A 14,051-nucleotide genomic window follows, 5' to 3' on the forward strand; every position below is an offset into this window, starting at 1 on the left:
ATGCGCAGCCCAGCGGTCCGGGGAGGATACTACTTGAACATGTCCTTGAACTGGCCGACATTTTCCTTGGTCACGATGGTGATCGGAACGTTGATGATCGGGTCGATCTTCTCGCCCTTCTTGAGCTTGACGAAAGCTTCGATGGCAGCCTTGCCTTCACCGGCCGGATCCTGCTGGACGACAGCGACCACCCAGCCCTCTTCGAGACCCTGCACCGCCGACTTGGTCAGGTCCCAGCCGAACACCTTGACGTCGCCCGTACGGACCTGGCTGGAGACGGCGGAAACCGCGCCGAGCAGAGCCGGCTCGCCGGTCGCGTAAAGCGTCGTCATGTCAGGATTGGCGGTCATCAGGTTTTCGGAGGCGGACAGGGCGACGTCCTGGACGTTCTGGCCGTCGACCGTGTCGAGGAAGGTGACCTTCTGGCCGCTGTCGGTGACAGCCTTCTTGAAGCCGTCGAGGCGCTGGTTCTGGATAAACGAATTGAGCGCGCCAACGACGCCGATCTTGGCGGTGCCGCTCAGCTTAGTCTTCACGTATTCGGCGTAGAACTTGCCGATATCCTCGCCTGCCTTCGTGTTGTCAACGCCGACGAAGGCGACGTTGTCGCCATTTGGGATCTGCGCGTCAATGGCGATGACCGGAATGCCGGCGGCTTTGGCCGCGGTGATGGCCGGCTTCACACCGTTGACATCGATGGCGACGAGAATGATGCCGTCGACCTTCTGGGTGATGTAGTTCTCGATGGCGTCGTTCTGCGCGCTTGGTACATTGTTGGCGTTGAAGATGACGAGGTCCACGCCGGCAGCCTTTGCGGCAGCCGTTGCGCCGTCATTGATCTGGTTGAAGAACAGGGCCTGCTGGTTGATGGTCACCAGCGCATAGGTCTCGGCCATGGCGGAAGCAGAGCCGAGGGCGAGGGTCATGGCGATGGCTGCGGCGCAGCCTGAAAGGATCTTGGTAAGACGCATTCCGGTTCCCCTTGGTTTTCTCGAAAAGGCCCTTGATCGGGCTCACCTGGCGCCTGAGCGCAGAGCATATTTCAAGATGCTTGATTTCTTGTCAAGTGACTTGAATTGGCATCAACGAAGAGAAATGAGGGGCTCGCCCGATCAGAATGTTGCCGGCGTGTTCACCCAGAAAATGCTGGCGCGTTCGTCGCCGACATTGCGGTACCAGTGCGGCAGTTCGGAATTGAAGACGAAGGAATCGCCGGCCGACAGGCGAAACGTCTTTTCGCCGACCATCAATTCGATCGCACCTTCCAGGAGGTAGCCGACTTCCTCGCCAGCGTGCTGGATCGGGCCGGCGCTCTCACCTCCCGCCTCGATGTGATGGATGTTGCACTGCAGGAGATGGCCGGGCGAATACGGAATGACGCGCTCGAGCGAAATGCCTTCGCCGCGCCGAAGCGGATCGAGCGCGATCAACGGCCGCGATCCAGCCCGAAAGACGATCCCTTCCTCACCATCGGATTCCTCGAACATCCAGCCAATGTTGGTGCCAAGCACCTCGACAAGCCGGTGCAGCATGGGAAGCGAGGGCGAGACCTTGCCGTTCTCGACCTTGGAAAGCAGGCTTTCAGAGCAGTTCGCGGCGGCAGCTAGCGCCTTCAAGGTCAGCCCACGCGTCTGCCGGGAGAGTTTCAACCGTATGCCGAGCCGCAGAAGGCTGGTGGCGGTCGAGCGCTCGTCGCCGCCCTTGCTGTTTTGGGTGTCCATCTTGTTCATTTGGGGACGCGAACATCTCCGCTGGTTGGGCTGACTCGTAAAACTGATCCCAGGCGTTGTCCATCCTGTGAAAAACGGACGATGCATCCAATCGACTCGGCTGGGCTTTTCAAAACCATCATCCCCGACCAAACGCTACGACGCCTTCGTGATTCATTGCGGTTGAAAGGAGACCGCGATGGGCAAGCCGCTCCGCTTGAGTTGCGTCAGCGCGTTGTGCGTATGTCGATGAGGGGCATGGTCACCGCGAGGCAGCGCGCCATTTCCGCGTTTCGCCTCGCTTGTCAACAAGACGCACTCTGCCAAGCTCTCGGCGATATCTGCCACCTGTTCGAGCCAGCTGAATGCAGAAACTTCTTCAAGGTTGCCGGATACGAGGCTAATTAATCGTGACACGCTTTAGCTGAGCGTGAGCAAGGACGGAGGCTGGTTCAACCCATCGGGACGGCGGCGACCACCCATCTCCTGAAGCCGCAGATCGGCCGGCTGCCGAACGGCATCGATCTCTCCAACAGCGTCGAGAACGAGTATCTGTGCCTTAAGCTACTGCAAGCGTTTGGCGTTTCCGCCGCCCAGGCGCAGATCGCTGACTTACCGATGGTGATGTGGCGGGTGCTCCGATCGTGCGCTCGACCCTCTGCAGGATCGTGTCGAGCGGCTCGGCGACCAGAATCTCGGCAAGCGGCCGATAAACGAACCCCAGCGATTCGGCGCGCTTGATCGCTTGGCGGTATCGGGCGCGCGCCCCGTGTGGATTTTCGCCCAGCATCAAAGCGCAACCAGGACGAAGCGTTCGCCAAAGTTTTCCAGTGAATTCAAACACTTATCGGGAAAGTCGGTGGTACCGTTGGCTGGGATCGAACCAGCGACCTCCGGATCCACAATCCGGCGCTCTAACCATCTGAGCTACAACGGCACGTTCGCCTGAGCCAGATCGTGGTGAAAATTCATTCTCCGAGATCCGCTCTGTCGTTCGGCGATGCGTCCAATACGGTCTATCAGAGACTAATTCAAGGCCTTTGATAAGGCAAAGCCGGTCTGCCAACAGACGCCCGTTTCTTCGCAAAAGAAAAAGGCCGGCGGGAGGAGGTGCCGGCCTTTTCCTGTTACGAGCCAGCGGGAGGAGGTGCTGGCTGGTCACCCCGGAGAGCAGAGGGAGGAGGTTCCACTCGCCGGGTATTCATTTGGACAACTCTATCGCACACCTATTTGTCTGACGAAATGCGACGTTTTGATGCATCGCAGAGTTGTGCGCAATTATTAGGCGGCCTTGATGTCCTTCAGGGCCTTCTCGAAAGCGGTCTTGACCGGCTTGGAGACGTCTTCGGCAGCCTTCGAAGCAACAGCCTGGAAGTCCTTGGCCTGCTCGACCGTGGTCTCGACGCGCTTGCGCAGGAAGGCGGTCTGCAGTTCGACCACTTCCGACAGCGACTTGGCGCCGATGAGGGCCTCGAGATGCGAGAAGCCGGCTTCGGCATTGGCGCGCAGAGCGGCGATGGTCTTGAGCGACAGGTCGCTGGAAACGGTCTTGGCAGTCTCGAAGGTCGATTCCAGGACTTTCTGGGTCTCTTCGGCGCCGGTCTTCAGCTTGGAGTAGGCTTCCTTCGACTGCTCGACGCCCTTTTCGGCGAAAGCGCGGATCTGGTCGGTTGCCTTGGAAGCGTCGAAGCTCGGGAATTCGACGTTTTCGATGGTCTCAGCGGTCTTGGCCTTGGTCATTTTCCATCCTTTCGGGGTAGCGGCTTTGACAAAAAGCCGTCTCGTTCATGTATGATGGCAATATAGCGGTTTTTTTGTGCGATGCAATATCTTTGTTGCAGTGCACCATAAATTTCTTCCCATGCGTCACCCAAGAGGTTATCCAGGGACATTCCGAGAGCTGTTAACCAAGTGGCCAGAGATTCCACCTGCTTCCCGCCATGGCTTGTGGACCTTCGCCGCGCGGGCTTTTATTAACAAAGCGTTAACTGCAAATTGCCCGCCTTGTAGGTTCGCCAAGAGGGGTTCGCCAAGAGGTTACACCGAAAGGGTCCGCCAAGCGCATGCCTTCCGAGAACTACTCTTTCCTCGATGTCGCCGTGCTTGATGCGGTTCGCCAGCGCTTCGCCGCCGGCGACGCGATCGCGATTCTGTCGGCCGACCTCGAACAGGTGATCTGGGCCAACGGCCCGGGCGCTGCGGTGTTCGGCTATCCCGATATCGAGGCCATCATCGGCGCCTCGGCTCAGCTGCCGCTGATCGCCAGGCGTCAGATCATGGCGACCGCGGGCTTCCCGCAGATCGGCAGCGACCGCGCCATTACGGTACGGCTGGCGACCGGCATCACCAGCCGCGCCGTCGGCTTCCTGGCCAGTGCGGTGACTATGCCGGACGGCGAAAGCGCCATTATGCTGGTGGTGCCGGCAGCGCAGGCCGGCTCGCGCAGTGCTGCCGACATTGCGGCCCGCGCGATCAGCGGCTTTACCGAAGACGGCCATTTCATCGCCTTTGTCGACGCCGCCGGCACTGTCGAAGCGGCTTCGGATGGCTTTGGCGCGCTCGCCATCCGGCCTGAGACGCTGGCCGCGCTTGTCGCCGACGTGGCGAGCCAGGGCGACCGCATCGTCAAGCGGCTGGTCCCCGGCGGCGCCACGTCCTATCCGGCCGGCTTCGCGCGCCTGACCGAGTCCAGGCATCTGCTGGTGGTCATCGACGAGGATCAGCTCGGTGAGGAAAATCCTGTCGGCGAGCTGGATGCCGAACCTGCTGCAACGCAGGTCGACGATGGCCCGGCGCAAGCCGCCGCGGAGAACGCGGTAACGGTGGATGCGGTGGCTGACCACCCCACCGCAAGCGGGAATCAGGGCGCCCCACTCGCGGCCGCGCCTGATGTCGGGGAGACAGGTCCGGCTGCCACCAAGCATGATGCTTCGGCGTCAACCGATACAAAGGCGGACCATCGCGAGCAGACGACCTGCCGCGAGCAGGCGGCGAATGACAGCGCGCCGGCGCAACATGATCATTGGTACTTCCATGCCGGCGAAGAGCCGCAGGCGGGCGAGCCGGACAGCCCGGCGCAGGCCGAGCCGGACTCTGTTTCCCCGGCCGAGAGTGCGCAGTTGGACAGCAGTGCCGCTGCGCCCGCCCTGCCGTCTGACGCAGCCCCACCGGCTGCGCCTCCCGCCAAACGTGAGATCGACCGCTCGGCGCCGCCGCTGCGCTTCGTCTGGCGCACCGACGCCGAGGGCAAGTTCAGCGCGCTGTCGCCGGAATTCGGCGACATTGTCGGCAAAGCCGCCGCCGACGTGATCGGCCGCCGCTTCAAGGACGTCGCGACAATTTTCGGCCTCGACGCCTCGGGCGAGATCGCCGGCCTGCTTGAACGGCGCGACACCTGGTCGGGCCGCTCGGTACTGTGGCCGGTTGCCGGCTCCGACCTGAAGATACCGGTCGATCTGGCAGCACTGCCTGTCTATGGCCGCAGCCGCGCCTTCGAAGGTTTTCGTGGTTTCGGCGTCGCCCGCGCCGGCGATGCGGTGGTCGATCCGGAAGCAATCGGCATGGCGCTGGTCCCCAATGGCGCGCCAGCGGCAGCAGCTGAGCCGGCCCCGGAACAGCCCGTGGCGGAAGCTCCCAAGGCGGCCGATCCGTTCGAGGGCGAAGTGCCGGCACTGACCATCGTGCCGAAGCAGGAACGTCGTTTTGCCGACAAGGTCATCCGGCTGGCCGAGCATCGGCAGCCCGCCAACGACAAGCAGCCGACAAGCGAGAGGGGCCTGTCGACGCTGGAGCGCAGCGCTTTCCGCGAAATCGGCGAGCGGCTGAAGAAGGACAATCCCCCGCCGGAGCAGCCGGAGACTGCCAAGCAGGCCGAACCGGCCAATCCGGATCAGGTAATGCCAGACCAGGCCAAGGCAGATGAGCCCAAGCCGGATCATGTCGAGGCGGACCAGCCTGAAACAGCCGCGCCAGCCCGACAACCCGCCGAGGTCTCGAGTCCGGACAAAGCCGGCCTGGCTGCCGTGGCTGAACCATCGGCAGCCGCACCCGAAAGCGAAACGGCTGAGGCCGAACCGCCGGAAAGCGATGCCGAGGACGAAAAGGACCTGACGCGGCTTGACGGCGAGCAGCCGGACGACGGCCTTGCGGACAGCGAAGCAGGCGAGGCGAAGGCGCCGACAGTGTCGCGCTCCCTGCTCGACTATGCCGATCCCGAACCAGGCTCCGTCACCGAAGACAGTACGGAAGCAACGTCGTCCAACGACGAACTTGCGCCGGCTTCCGAACCGGATGATACGCAAGCCCAAGAGATCGTCGAGGCCGCAGAGCCACAGCCGGTTGTTGCCGAGACGCCGGCCAATGCCGGTGAAGACGACAGCATGACGTCGGCCGACTTCCGCGATGCCGAGGACAATGAGGATTGGGCGCCGTCCGACGAGGCGACCGATTCCGCCGTGGAAGACGGGGACAAGGCCGGCGATGCGGACACAGTGCCGGCAGAACCACAGCGCCTGAAAGTGCCGCCGCTCAAGCTTGAGGGGTTCATGCCTTCGGCATTCTCGGCCGGAGATGAACACAAGGCCCCTGACACGTCGATCCTCGGCAAGCTGCCGGTGCCGCTGCTCATCCATTCGGGCGACGAGCTTCATTACGCCAATGAGGAATTCCTCGGCCTGACCGGCTATGACACGCTTGAGGACCTGAGCGACGCCGGCGGGCTCGACGCGCTGTTTGCCGATCCCTATTCAGAAACGGCCGGCGAAAGCGACCACACACTCAAACTGAAGACGCGCGAGGGCCAGGAATTTCCGATCGAAGCCATTTTGCGTTCGGTGCCGTGGCGCGCCGGCAAGGCGCTGATGCTGGTGGTGCGACGTACCGGCGACAACGAGCCGCCGATGGTTGCGCATCTCGCAGCCGAGGAGCAGACGCAGCCCGATGTCTCCGAACTCAAAGCGCGCATTGCCGAGATGCGCACCATCATCGACACCGCGACCGATGGTGTGGTGTTGATCGGCCGCGACGGCGACATCCGCTCGATCAGCCGGCCGGCCGAGGCGCTGTTCGGCTTCGACAGCGACGACGTCACCGGTAAACCGTTCGCCTCGCTGTTTGCCATCGAAAGCCAGCGCGCGGCGCGCGACTATCTGAACGGCCTGTCCGAGCCCGGCGTGGCGAGTGTGATGAACGATGGCCGCGAGGTGATCGGGCGCGAGGCGCAAGGGCGCTTCATCCCGCTGTTCATGACCATCGGCAAGCTGCCCAATGACAGCGGCTTCTGCGCCGTGGTGCGCGACATCACGCAGTGGAAGCGGGCCGAAGAGGATCTGACCCAGGCGCGCGCGGTGGCCGAGCGCGCCTCCTCGCAGAAGACCGATTTCCTCGCCCGCATCAGCCACGAGATCCGCACGCCGCTCAACGCCATTATCGGCTTTTCCGAGCTGATGGTGGACGAGAAGTTCGGCCCGGTAGCCAATGACCGCTACCGCGACTATCTCAGAGACATCAACCGCTCGGGCAACCATGTGCTCGATCTCGTCAATGACCTCCTCGACATTTCGAAGATCGAGGCCGGCCAGCAGGAAATGGACTACGAGGCGGTGTCGCTCAACGATACGCTGGCGGAGACGGTGGCGATGATGCAGCCGCAGGCCAACCGCGAGCGTGTCATCATCCGCTCCAGCTTCGCCTCGCGACTGCCGGAAGTCGTCGCCGACCTCAGAAGCGTGCGCCAGATCGCGCTCAACATCCTGTCCAATGCCATTCGCTATACGCAAGCCGGCGGACAGGTGATCGTGTCGACCGCCTATGAAACCTCCGGCGACGTTGTCATGCGGGTGCGCGATACCGGCATTGGCATGAGCCATGCCGAGATCGAGCAGGCGCTTAAGCCATTCAAGCAGATCAATGCGCTGAAGCGCGGGCGTGGCGACGGCACCGGTCTCGGCCTGCCGCTGACCAAGGCGATGGTGGAAGCCAACCGCGCCCGCTTCACCATCACCTCGACGCCGGGCGAAGGGACGCTGGTCGAGGTCGCCTTCCCGTCGACGCGGGTGCTGGCCGAATAGGGCCGGCCATTCCCGGGCGAGAATCCCGGACAAAGAAAAGGCGTCCAACAGGACGCCTTAAATGGGATTTGCTGTCACAACGGGGGCTTGAGCGAATCTGATCCTCAGGGGACGAGGAGCGGGATTTCTCCCTCAAGTTACGTGCGACTATCGACGCCGGGCCTTAACAACTCCTTACCGGCCGTCCAAAAAATTTACGAATGTGTACCACTCATGAAATCTAGGTAAATTCGACCGACATATCTGGTTAACCATCCCGGCCGCGTCAATCAGCCAGCTGCGGCAGGTTCCTGAACAGCTCCAGCGCCTCTGGATTGGCCAACGCTTCCTTGTTCTTGATGGCGCGGCCATGCACCACGTCGCGCACTGCAAGCTCGGTGATCTTGCCCGATTTTGTGCGCGGAATGTCGCTGACGGCGACGATCCTTGCCGGCACGTGGCGCGGGCTGGCGCCGCTGCGGATCTTGGAACGAATGCGCTTTTCCAGATCCTCGTCCAGCGTCACGCCGGCGGCCAGCCGCACGAACAGCACGACGCGGACGTCATTGTCGAAATCCTGACCGATGCACAGCGCCTCAAGGATCTCCGGCATCTGTTCGACCTGATTGTAGATCTCCGCCGTGCCGATGCGCACACCGCCCGGATTGAGCGTCGCGTCGGAACGGCCGTGGATGATCATGCCGCCATGCGCGGTCCATTCGGCGAAGTCGCCGTGGCACCAGACATTGTCGAAGCGCTCGAAATAGGCGGCCTGGTATTTCTTGCCCTCAGGATCGTTCCAGAAGCCGATCGGCATCGACGGGAACGCTTTTGTGCAGACCAGCTCACCCTTTTGCTCGCGGATCGGCTTGCCGTCATCGTCCCATACATCGACGGCAAGGCCGAGGCCGGGACCCTGGATCTCGCCGGTCCAGACCGGTTGCGTCGGTACGCCGAGCACGAAACAGGAGACGATGTCGGTGCCGCCGGAAACCGAGGCGAGATGTACGTCTTTCTTGATGCCGTCATAGACGAAGCGGAAATCCTCCGGCGACAACGGTGAGCCGGTGGAGGAAATAGCCCGCACACTCGACAGATCATGGCTGCGGATCGGCTTGAGCCCGGCCTTGCGTACGGAATCGATGAATTTGGCCGAGGTGCCGAAAAAGGTCATCTTATCGGCATCTGCGAAGCTGAACAGCACATTGCCGTCGGGGTGGAAGGGCGAGCCGTCATAGAGCAGCAGCGTGGCGCCCGAGGCCAGGCCCGCCACCAGCCAGTTCCACATCATCCAGCCGCAGGTGGTGAAGTAGAAGAAGCGGTCGCCTTCAACGAGCCCGGCATGCAGCCGGTGTTCCTTGACGTGCTGGACCAGCGTGCCGCCGGCCGAATGGACGATGCATTTGGGAATGCCGGTGGTACCTGACGAAAACAGGATGTAGAGCGGATGCGCAAACGGCAGCCGCTCGAACGTGACCGCTTTGGCGGCAAAGGGTGACAGCGCCTCTTCGAGCGCCACGGCCTTGTCGATGACCGCGGCGATGTCACGCGACGTACCGAGATAGTCGACGATCAGGACCTTGGCTACTGTTTCGAGCTTCGCTGCAACGGCAGCGATCTTGTCGGCGACCTCGATTGCCTTGCCATTGTACCAATAGCCATCCGGCGCAATGAATATGACCGGCTCGATCTGGCCGAAACGGTCGAGCACGCCCTGCTCGCCGAAATCGGGGGAACAGGACGACCAGACCGCGCCGATGGAGGCGGCCGCCAGCATGGCGGCGACGGTTTCCGGCATGTTGGGCATCATCGCCGCGATGCGGTCGCCCTTTTTCACCTTGAGCGACAGGAAAAGCTGCTGAAAGCGCGAGGTCAGCTGGTGCAGTTCGCTCCACGACAGCCGCCGCTCGATCTTGTCCTCGCCGCGAAAGACGATCGCGTCACCGGAACCGGTCTTCTTCAGCAGGTTCTCGGCGAAGTTCAGCGTCGCTTCGGGAAAGAACGATGCGCCGGGCATCTTGTCGCCATCGACGAGCACCGGCCCATCGGTCCCTTTGTCGCCGACAATGCCGCAAAAGTCCCACAGCAGGCTCCAGAAGCCTTCGCGATCCTCGACCGACCAGCGGTGCAGGTCGGCGTAGGAGGCGAAGGATGTGCCGCTTTTGGCCGCTGCTGCCTTCATGAACGCGGTCAGTGGTGCTGCGTCGATCTGGTCTTGCGTCGGGGTCCAGAGCGGTGCTTCGGCAGCCATTATCGATCCTCCTTGAAGCCCGTCGCGTCGCAAGATAGATATGCTTTTGTTTTGATGCACGTCGTTGTCCCGGAACCGCTGCACTCTTCCGGGCGACATGCACTAGCCTCAGCTTTACAGGCGCGCTGTCCCAAAAACGCCGCGCCTCGTAGCAGGCTGAAGCTGCATCGCTTATGCCTACCACCGTGCGGCAGAGCAAGATTTTGTTCCGCTAAACTCGGTCATGTGTGCGCAATTGCCATCGCCGGGCCATAAAGACTTGAAATGCCTCAGCCCTAAGTCGTAGTGACGACTGGAAGGCGTGGTGACAACTGGCGGTTACACCCGTCAGGCGATTTTTATCGGAATGAAAGCAACCGGGGCAATATGCCATCACCTTTGATCCGGCGCGGAATATGGGCGATCGGCGTTGCCGTGCTCGTCATCGCGCTGGTCGTCGCCGCTCTGCCGCTGATTGCCTCGACCCGGATCGTGCGCGATCGCATTGCCTGGGAGATGAGCGCGTGGAGCGGATTCAGGGTCACCATCGCCGGTTCGCCGCGCATCGAGGTGTGGCCGAAGTTCCGCGCCATATTGAGCGACGTCACGCTGTCGCAGTGGACCGAGACCGACGCGCCGCCGGTGATCGAGGCCGAACGGGTCGAGGTCGACCTTTCGGCCATGGCGGCGCTGCAGGGCGATGTGGTGTTTTCGACGGCGCGGCTGGTGCGGCCGACGATCCGGGTCCAGCGCGCCGCAAACGGCATATTCCTGCCCGCCATACCAACGGGCGGACGCATCACCCGCTCCATCGACACGGCGCGCGGCGTGGTCAACGCCGATCCGACGAAGCCGGATCTGAGCAAGCTGCCCGCCGATCCGTTCGGCACCGTGGAATTCAGGGACGGCCGTATGGTCGCCTCCGTCGGCGGCAAGGACGTCGAATTGCTGACCAGCCTGTCCGGCCAGGCGAGCTGGGCAGCGATGAACAGCAACGCGACCTTGTCGGCGACCGGAATCTGGCGCGGCGAGAGCGTCACCGTCGATGCCGCCTCGCCCAAGCCGCTGGTGCTGTTTGCCGGCGGCGCCGCACCGGTCACGTTTTCGTTCAAGGCAGCGCCGGCCAGCTTCTCGTTCGACGGCACGGCCAGCATGTCGCAAAACGCCTATTTCGATGGCCAGGCGAAATTCGCCGCGCCCTCGCTGCGGCGCGTGCTGGAATGGTCGCAGGCCGGCATTGCTCCTGGTACGGCGATCGGTTCGGTCTCGATTTCGAGCAAGATCACGGCGACCGCCGGCCGCGTCAAATTCGAAAACACCGCGGTGACGCTCGACAACAACCCGGGAATGGGGGCGCTGGATTTTTCGTTCGGCGACGCCTTGCCGGTGATATCAGGCACACTCGCCTTCGATACGCTCGACCTCAGGTCGCTGTTTTCGGCCTTCACGCCGCTGGCGCCGACCGGCGAGACCGGTCCCGGCGAAATCGACACCAGCTTCGCCGACCGGATCAATCTCGATCTGAGGCTGTCAGCGGCACATGCCTCGGCCGGCGCAATCCAGCTTGCCGACGTCGCCGCTACAGCGCAGGTGAAGAACGGGCTTGCCGTCTTCGATATCTCCGATGCGTCGGCCTTTGGCGGCAACGTGCAAAGTAGCCTGCGTTTCGACCGTAAACCGGAGGGCTCGCAGGTCGAGATCCGGCTGCTCGCCTCCGACATTGACGGCGCCGCTTTCGGCACCGCGGCCGGAATGACGCGGCTGGTGCCGGCCAGCACCGGCACTGTCTCGGTCATTCTCAAAGGGCCGGGCAAATCCTGGGACTCGATCTTCGAGAACGCGGACGGCTCGGTCTCTGCGACGTTCGGGCCGGGCGCGCTGAGCGGGCTCAATTTGCCGGCATTTCTGAAGCACACGGAACAGGGCGGCTTCTTCGCGCTCGACGACGTCTCGGACGGGACACTGCCGATGGACGGCGCCGAGCTCAAGGCCACCATCTCGAAGGGTGTGGCAAGGCTGGACAAGGCCGAGGCCAATTCGGCGAAATACAAGGTCTGGCTGTCCGGCATCGCCTCTTACGGCGGACGCGGGCTGGCGCTTTCGGGGGGTGTCACCCAGGCCGACCCGGCAGCGGCACCGGTCAATGGCCAGCAGGGATCCAACCAGTCGTCATTCTTCGTCGGCGGCACCTGGAGCACGCCGTTCATCTCGCCGATCAGCCGCGGCGTCTCAGGCGAATAGCCGGACCCTTACCGGGACCGCCCTATCCCTCGTTTGACGCAATCAACCGCGCTGCGCGGCCTGTTCGTCGAGCTGGCGCTGCACCTCACGCCGCTTGTTGGCGACCGAAGCGATGATGACGCCTACCGCCACGACGGCGATCAGGATGGTGCAGGCGGCGTTGATTTCCGGCGTCACGCCGAGACGCACCTGGCTGTAGATCTTCATCGGCAGCGTGGTGGCGCCAGGCCCGGAGGTGAAGGAGGCGATGACCAGGTCGTCAAGCGACAGGGTGAAGGCCAGCATCCAGCCGGAGACGATGGCCGGCATGATGACCGGCAGCGTGATCTGAAAGAAGGTCTTTACCGGCGTTGCGCCGAGGTCCAAGGCAGCTTCTTCCAGCGAACGATCGAACGACACCAGGCGCGACTGCACGACGACGGCCACGAAGCACATGGTCAAGGTGATGTGAGCAAGCGTCACGGTCAGGAAGCCACGGTCGAGACCGACGGCGACGAACAGCAGCAGCAGCGACAGGCCGGTGATGACTTCCGGCATGACCAGCGGCGCAAACACCATGCCGGAAAACAGGATGCGGCCGCGGAAGCGGGTGTAGCGGGTCAAGGTCAGTGCTGCCAGCGTGCCGAGCACGGTTGCCACAGTGGCGGAGATGACACCCACACGCGCGGTCACCCAGGTGGCGTCCATCAGCCCCTGATTGTGGAACAGCGAGGCATACCATTTGGTCGAGAAGCCGCCCCAGACGGTGACCAGCTTCGACTCGTTGAAGGAGAAGACGATGAGCAGCACGATCGGCAGATAGAGAAAGGCAAAGCCCAGCACGACCGAGGTGACGTTGAAGCGGCTCCAGGTGGCGTTCATTTGTCCTGCTCCTGGGCGCGTGCCTGGGCCTGCTGGAAGAGCATGATCGGCACGATCAGGAGCAGCAGCAGGATGACGGCGACGGCCGACGACACCGGCCAGTCACGGTTGGCGAAGAATTCATTCCACAAGGTCTTGCCGATCATCAGCGTCTGCGAGCCGCCGAGCAGATCGGGAATGACGAACTCGCCAACCGCTGGAATGAACACCAGCAGGCAGCCGGCGATGACCCCGGGCAGCGACAGCGGGAACGTGATCTTCCAGAAGGCTGATGTCGGCGGGCAGCCGAGATCCTTTGCCGCCTCGATCAGCGAGTAATCCATCTTTTCCAGCGACGAATAGAGCGGCAGCACCATGAATGGCAGGTAGGAATAGACGATGCCGATGAAGATCGCCGTGTAAGTGTTGAGGATGATCAGTGGCTGATTGATGATGTGCAGCGACAACAGCAGCTGATTGAGCAGACCCTCGGGCTTGAGGATGCCGATCCAGGCATAGACGCGGATCAGGAACGACGTCCAGAACGGCAGGATCACCAGCATCAGCAAGGTCGGACGGATCGTCGCCGGCGCGCGGGCCATGCCGTAGGCGATCGGGAAGCCGACGAGCAAGGTCAGGATCGTCGAGACAGCAGCGATGATAACACTGGTCACGTAGGCTTTGAAGTAAAGCGCGTCCTGCGTTAGCCAGACATAATTGTCGACGCTGAGTTCGCGGAAGCGGACAAAGAACCCGGACATGCCGTCCCTGAAATCGAGCGCCGGCGTGTAGGGCGGCATGGCGATCGCCGACTGCGACAGCGAAATCTTGAAGACGATGATGAACGGGATGAAGAAGAAGAACAGCAGCCAGAGATAAGGCACGATGATGACGAGCCGGCTGACAAAGCCGGCACCGAGCCGCATCAGGAACGGTTTGGCCGCGGCCGATGGACCGGCGTCGGTGAGTGCAATGTTGGACATG

Annotated in this window: 9 protein-coding genes and 1 tRNA gene; 3 read left to right on the top strand and 7 right to left on the bottom strand. The window is 62.5% G+C overall.

What is annotated here, in order from left to right:
- Positions 1–29: 29 nt before the first annotated feature.
- Both NKI88_RS15845 and NKI88_RS15850 read right to left on the bottom strand, forming a co-directional pair.
- Positions 30–971, bottom strand: coding sequence for an ABC transporter substrate-binding protein (locus tag NKI88_RS15845; protein ID WP_023739627.1), 942 nt, complete (start codon positions 969–971; stop codon positions 30–32).
- A 141-nt stretch (positions 972–1,112) separates the two neighbouring features.
- Positions 1,113–1,730: a cupin domain-containing protein gene (locus tag NKI88_RS15850; RefSeq protein WP_023672469.1), complete on the bottom strand. Its 618-nt coding sequence runs from the start codon at positions 1,728–1,730 to the stop codon at positions 1,113–1,115.
- Between the two features lie 81 nt (positions 1,731–1,811).
- Here NKI88_RS15850 and NKI88_RS15855 point away from each other — a divergent pair, with 81 nt between their 5' ends.
- Entirely contained in the window at positions 1,812–2,117 is a 306-nt protein-coding gene (locus tag NKI88_RS15855; RefSeq protein ID WP_352656038.1) for a hypothetical protein, read from the top strand.
- A 452-nt stretch (positions 2,118–2,569) separates the two neighbouring features.
- Here the strand turns inward: NKI88_RS15855 and NKI88_RS15860 are convergent.
- Both NKI88_RS15860 and NKI88_RS15865 read right to left on the bottom strand, forming a co-directional pair.
- A tRNA-His gene (locus NKI88_RS15860) sits at positions 2,570–2,646 on the bottom strand.
- Positions 2,647–2,990: 344 nt separating this feature from the next.
- Positions 2,991–3,449 (bottom strand): phasin, encoded by a 459-nt coding sequence (locus NKI88_RS15865; protein WP_023669330.1) that lies wholly within the window; start codon positions 3,447–3,449, stop codon positions 2,991–2,993.
- Between the two features lie 323 nt (positions 3,450–3,772).
- Between NKI88_RS15865 and NKI88_RS15870 the strand changes: the two genes are divergently transcribed.
- A complete protein-coding gene (locus tag NKI88_RS15870) occupies positions 3,773–7,777 on the top strand; it encodes a PAS domain S-box protein (RefSeq protein WP_352656040.1) in 4,005 nt (1,334 codons plus the stop codon).
- A 265-nt stretch (positions 7,778–8,042) separates the two neighbouring features.
- On the opposite strand, the gene NKI88_RS15875 is transcribed toward NKI88_RS15870, so the two are convergent.
- A complete protein-coding gene (locus NKI88_RS15875; protein WP_352656042.1) occupies positions 8,043–10,007 on the bottom strand; it encodes an acetoacetate--CoA ligase in 1,965 nt (654 codons plus the stop codon).
- A 366-nt stretch (positions 10,008–10,373) separates the two neighbouring features.
- On the opposite strand from NKI88_RS15875, the gene NKI88_RS15880 reads away from it, so the two are divergent.
- Positions 10,374–12,227, top strand: a complete 1,854-nt coding sequence (locus NKI88_RS15880; RefSeq protein WP_023681868.1) for an AsmA family protein — start codon at positions 10,374–10,376, stop codon at positions 12,225–12,227.
- A 42-nt stretch (positions 12,228–12,269) separates the two neighbouring features.
- Here NKI88_RS15880 and NKI88_RS15885 read toward each other — a convergent pair whose 3' ends face one another.
- Complete coding sequence (locus NKI88_RS15885) at positions 12,270–13,088, bottom strand: ABC transporter permease (RefSeq protein WP_023669326.1); 819 nt, start codon at positions 13,086–13,088, stop codon at positions 12,270–12,272.
- The gene (locus NKI88_RS15890; protein ID WP_027049422.1) at positions 13,085–14,050 is read right to left on the bottom strand and encodes an ABC transporter permease subunit; all 966 of its coding nucleotides are present in this window, start codon (positions 14,048–14,050) and stop codon (positions 13,085–13,087) included. The genes NKI88_RS15885 and NKI88_RS15890 overlap by 4 nt, the downstream gene beginning before the upstream one ends.
- Position 14,051: the final 1 nt, after the last annotated feature.

This window comes from Mesorhizobium sp. M0317 (assembly GCF_040321555.1).
Taxonomy (GTDB): Bacteria; Pseudomonadota; Alphaproteobacteria; order Rhizobiales; family Rhizobiaceae; genus Mesorhizobium.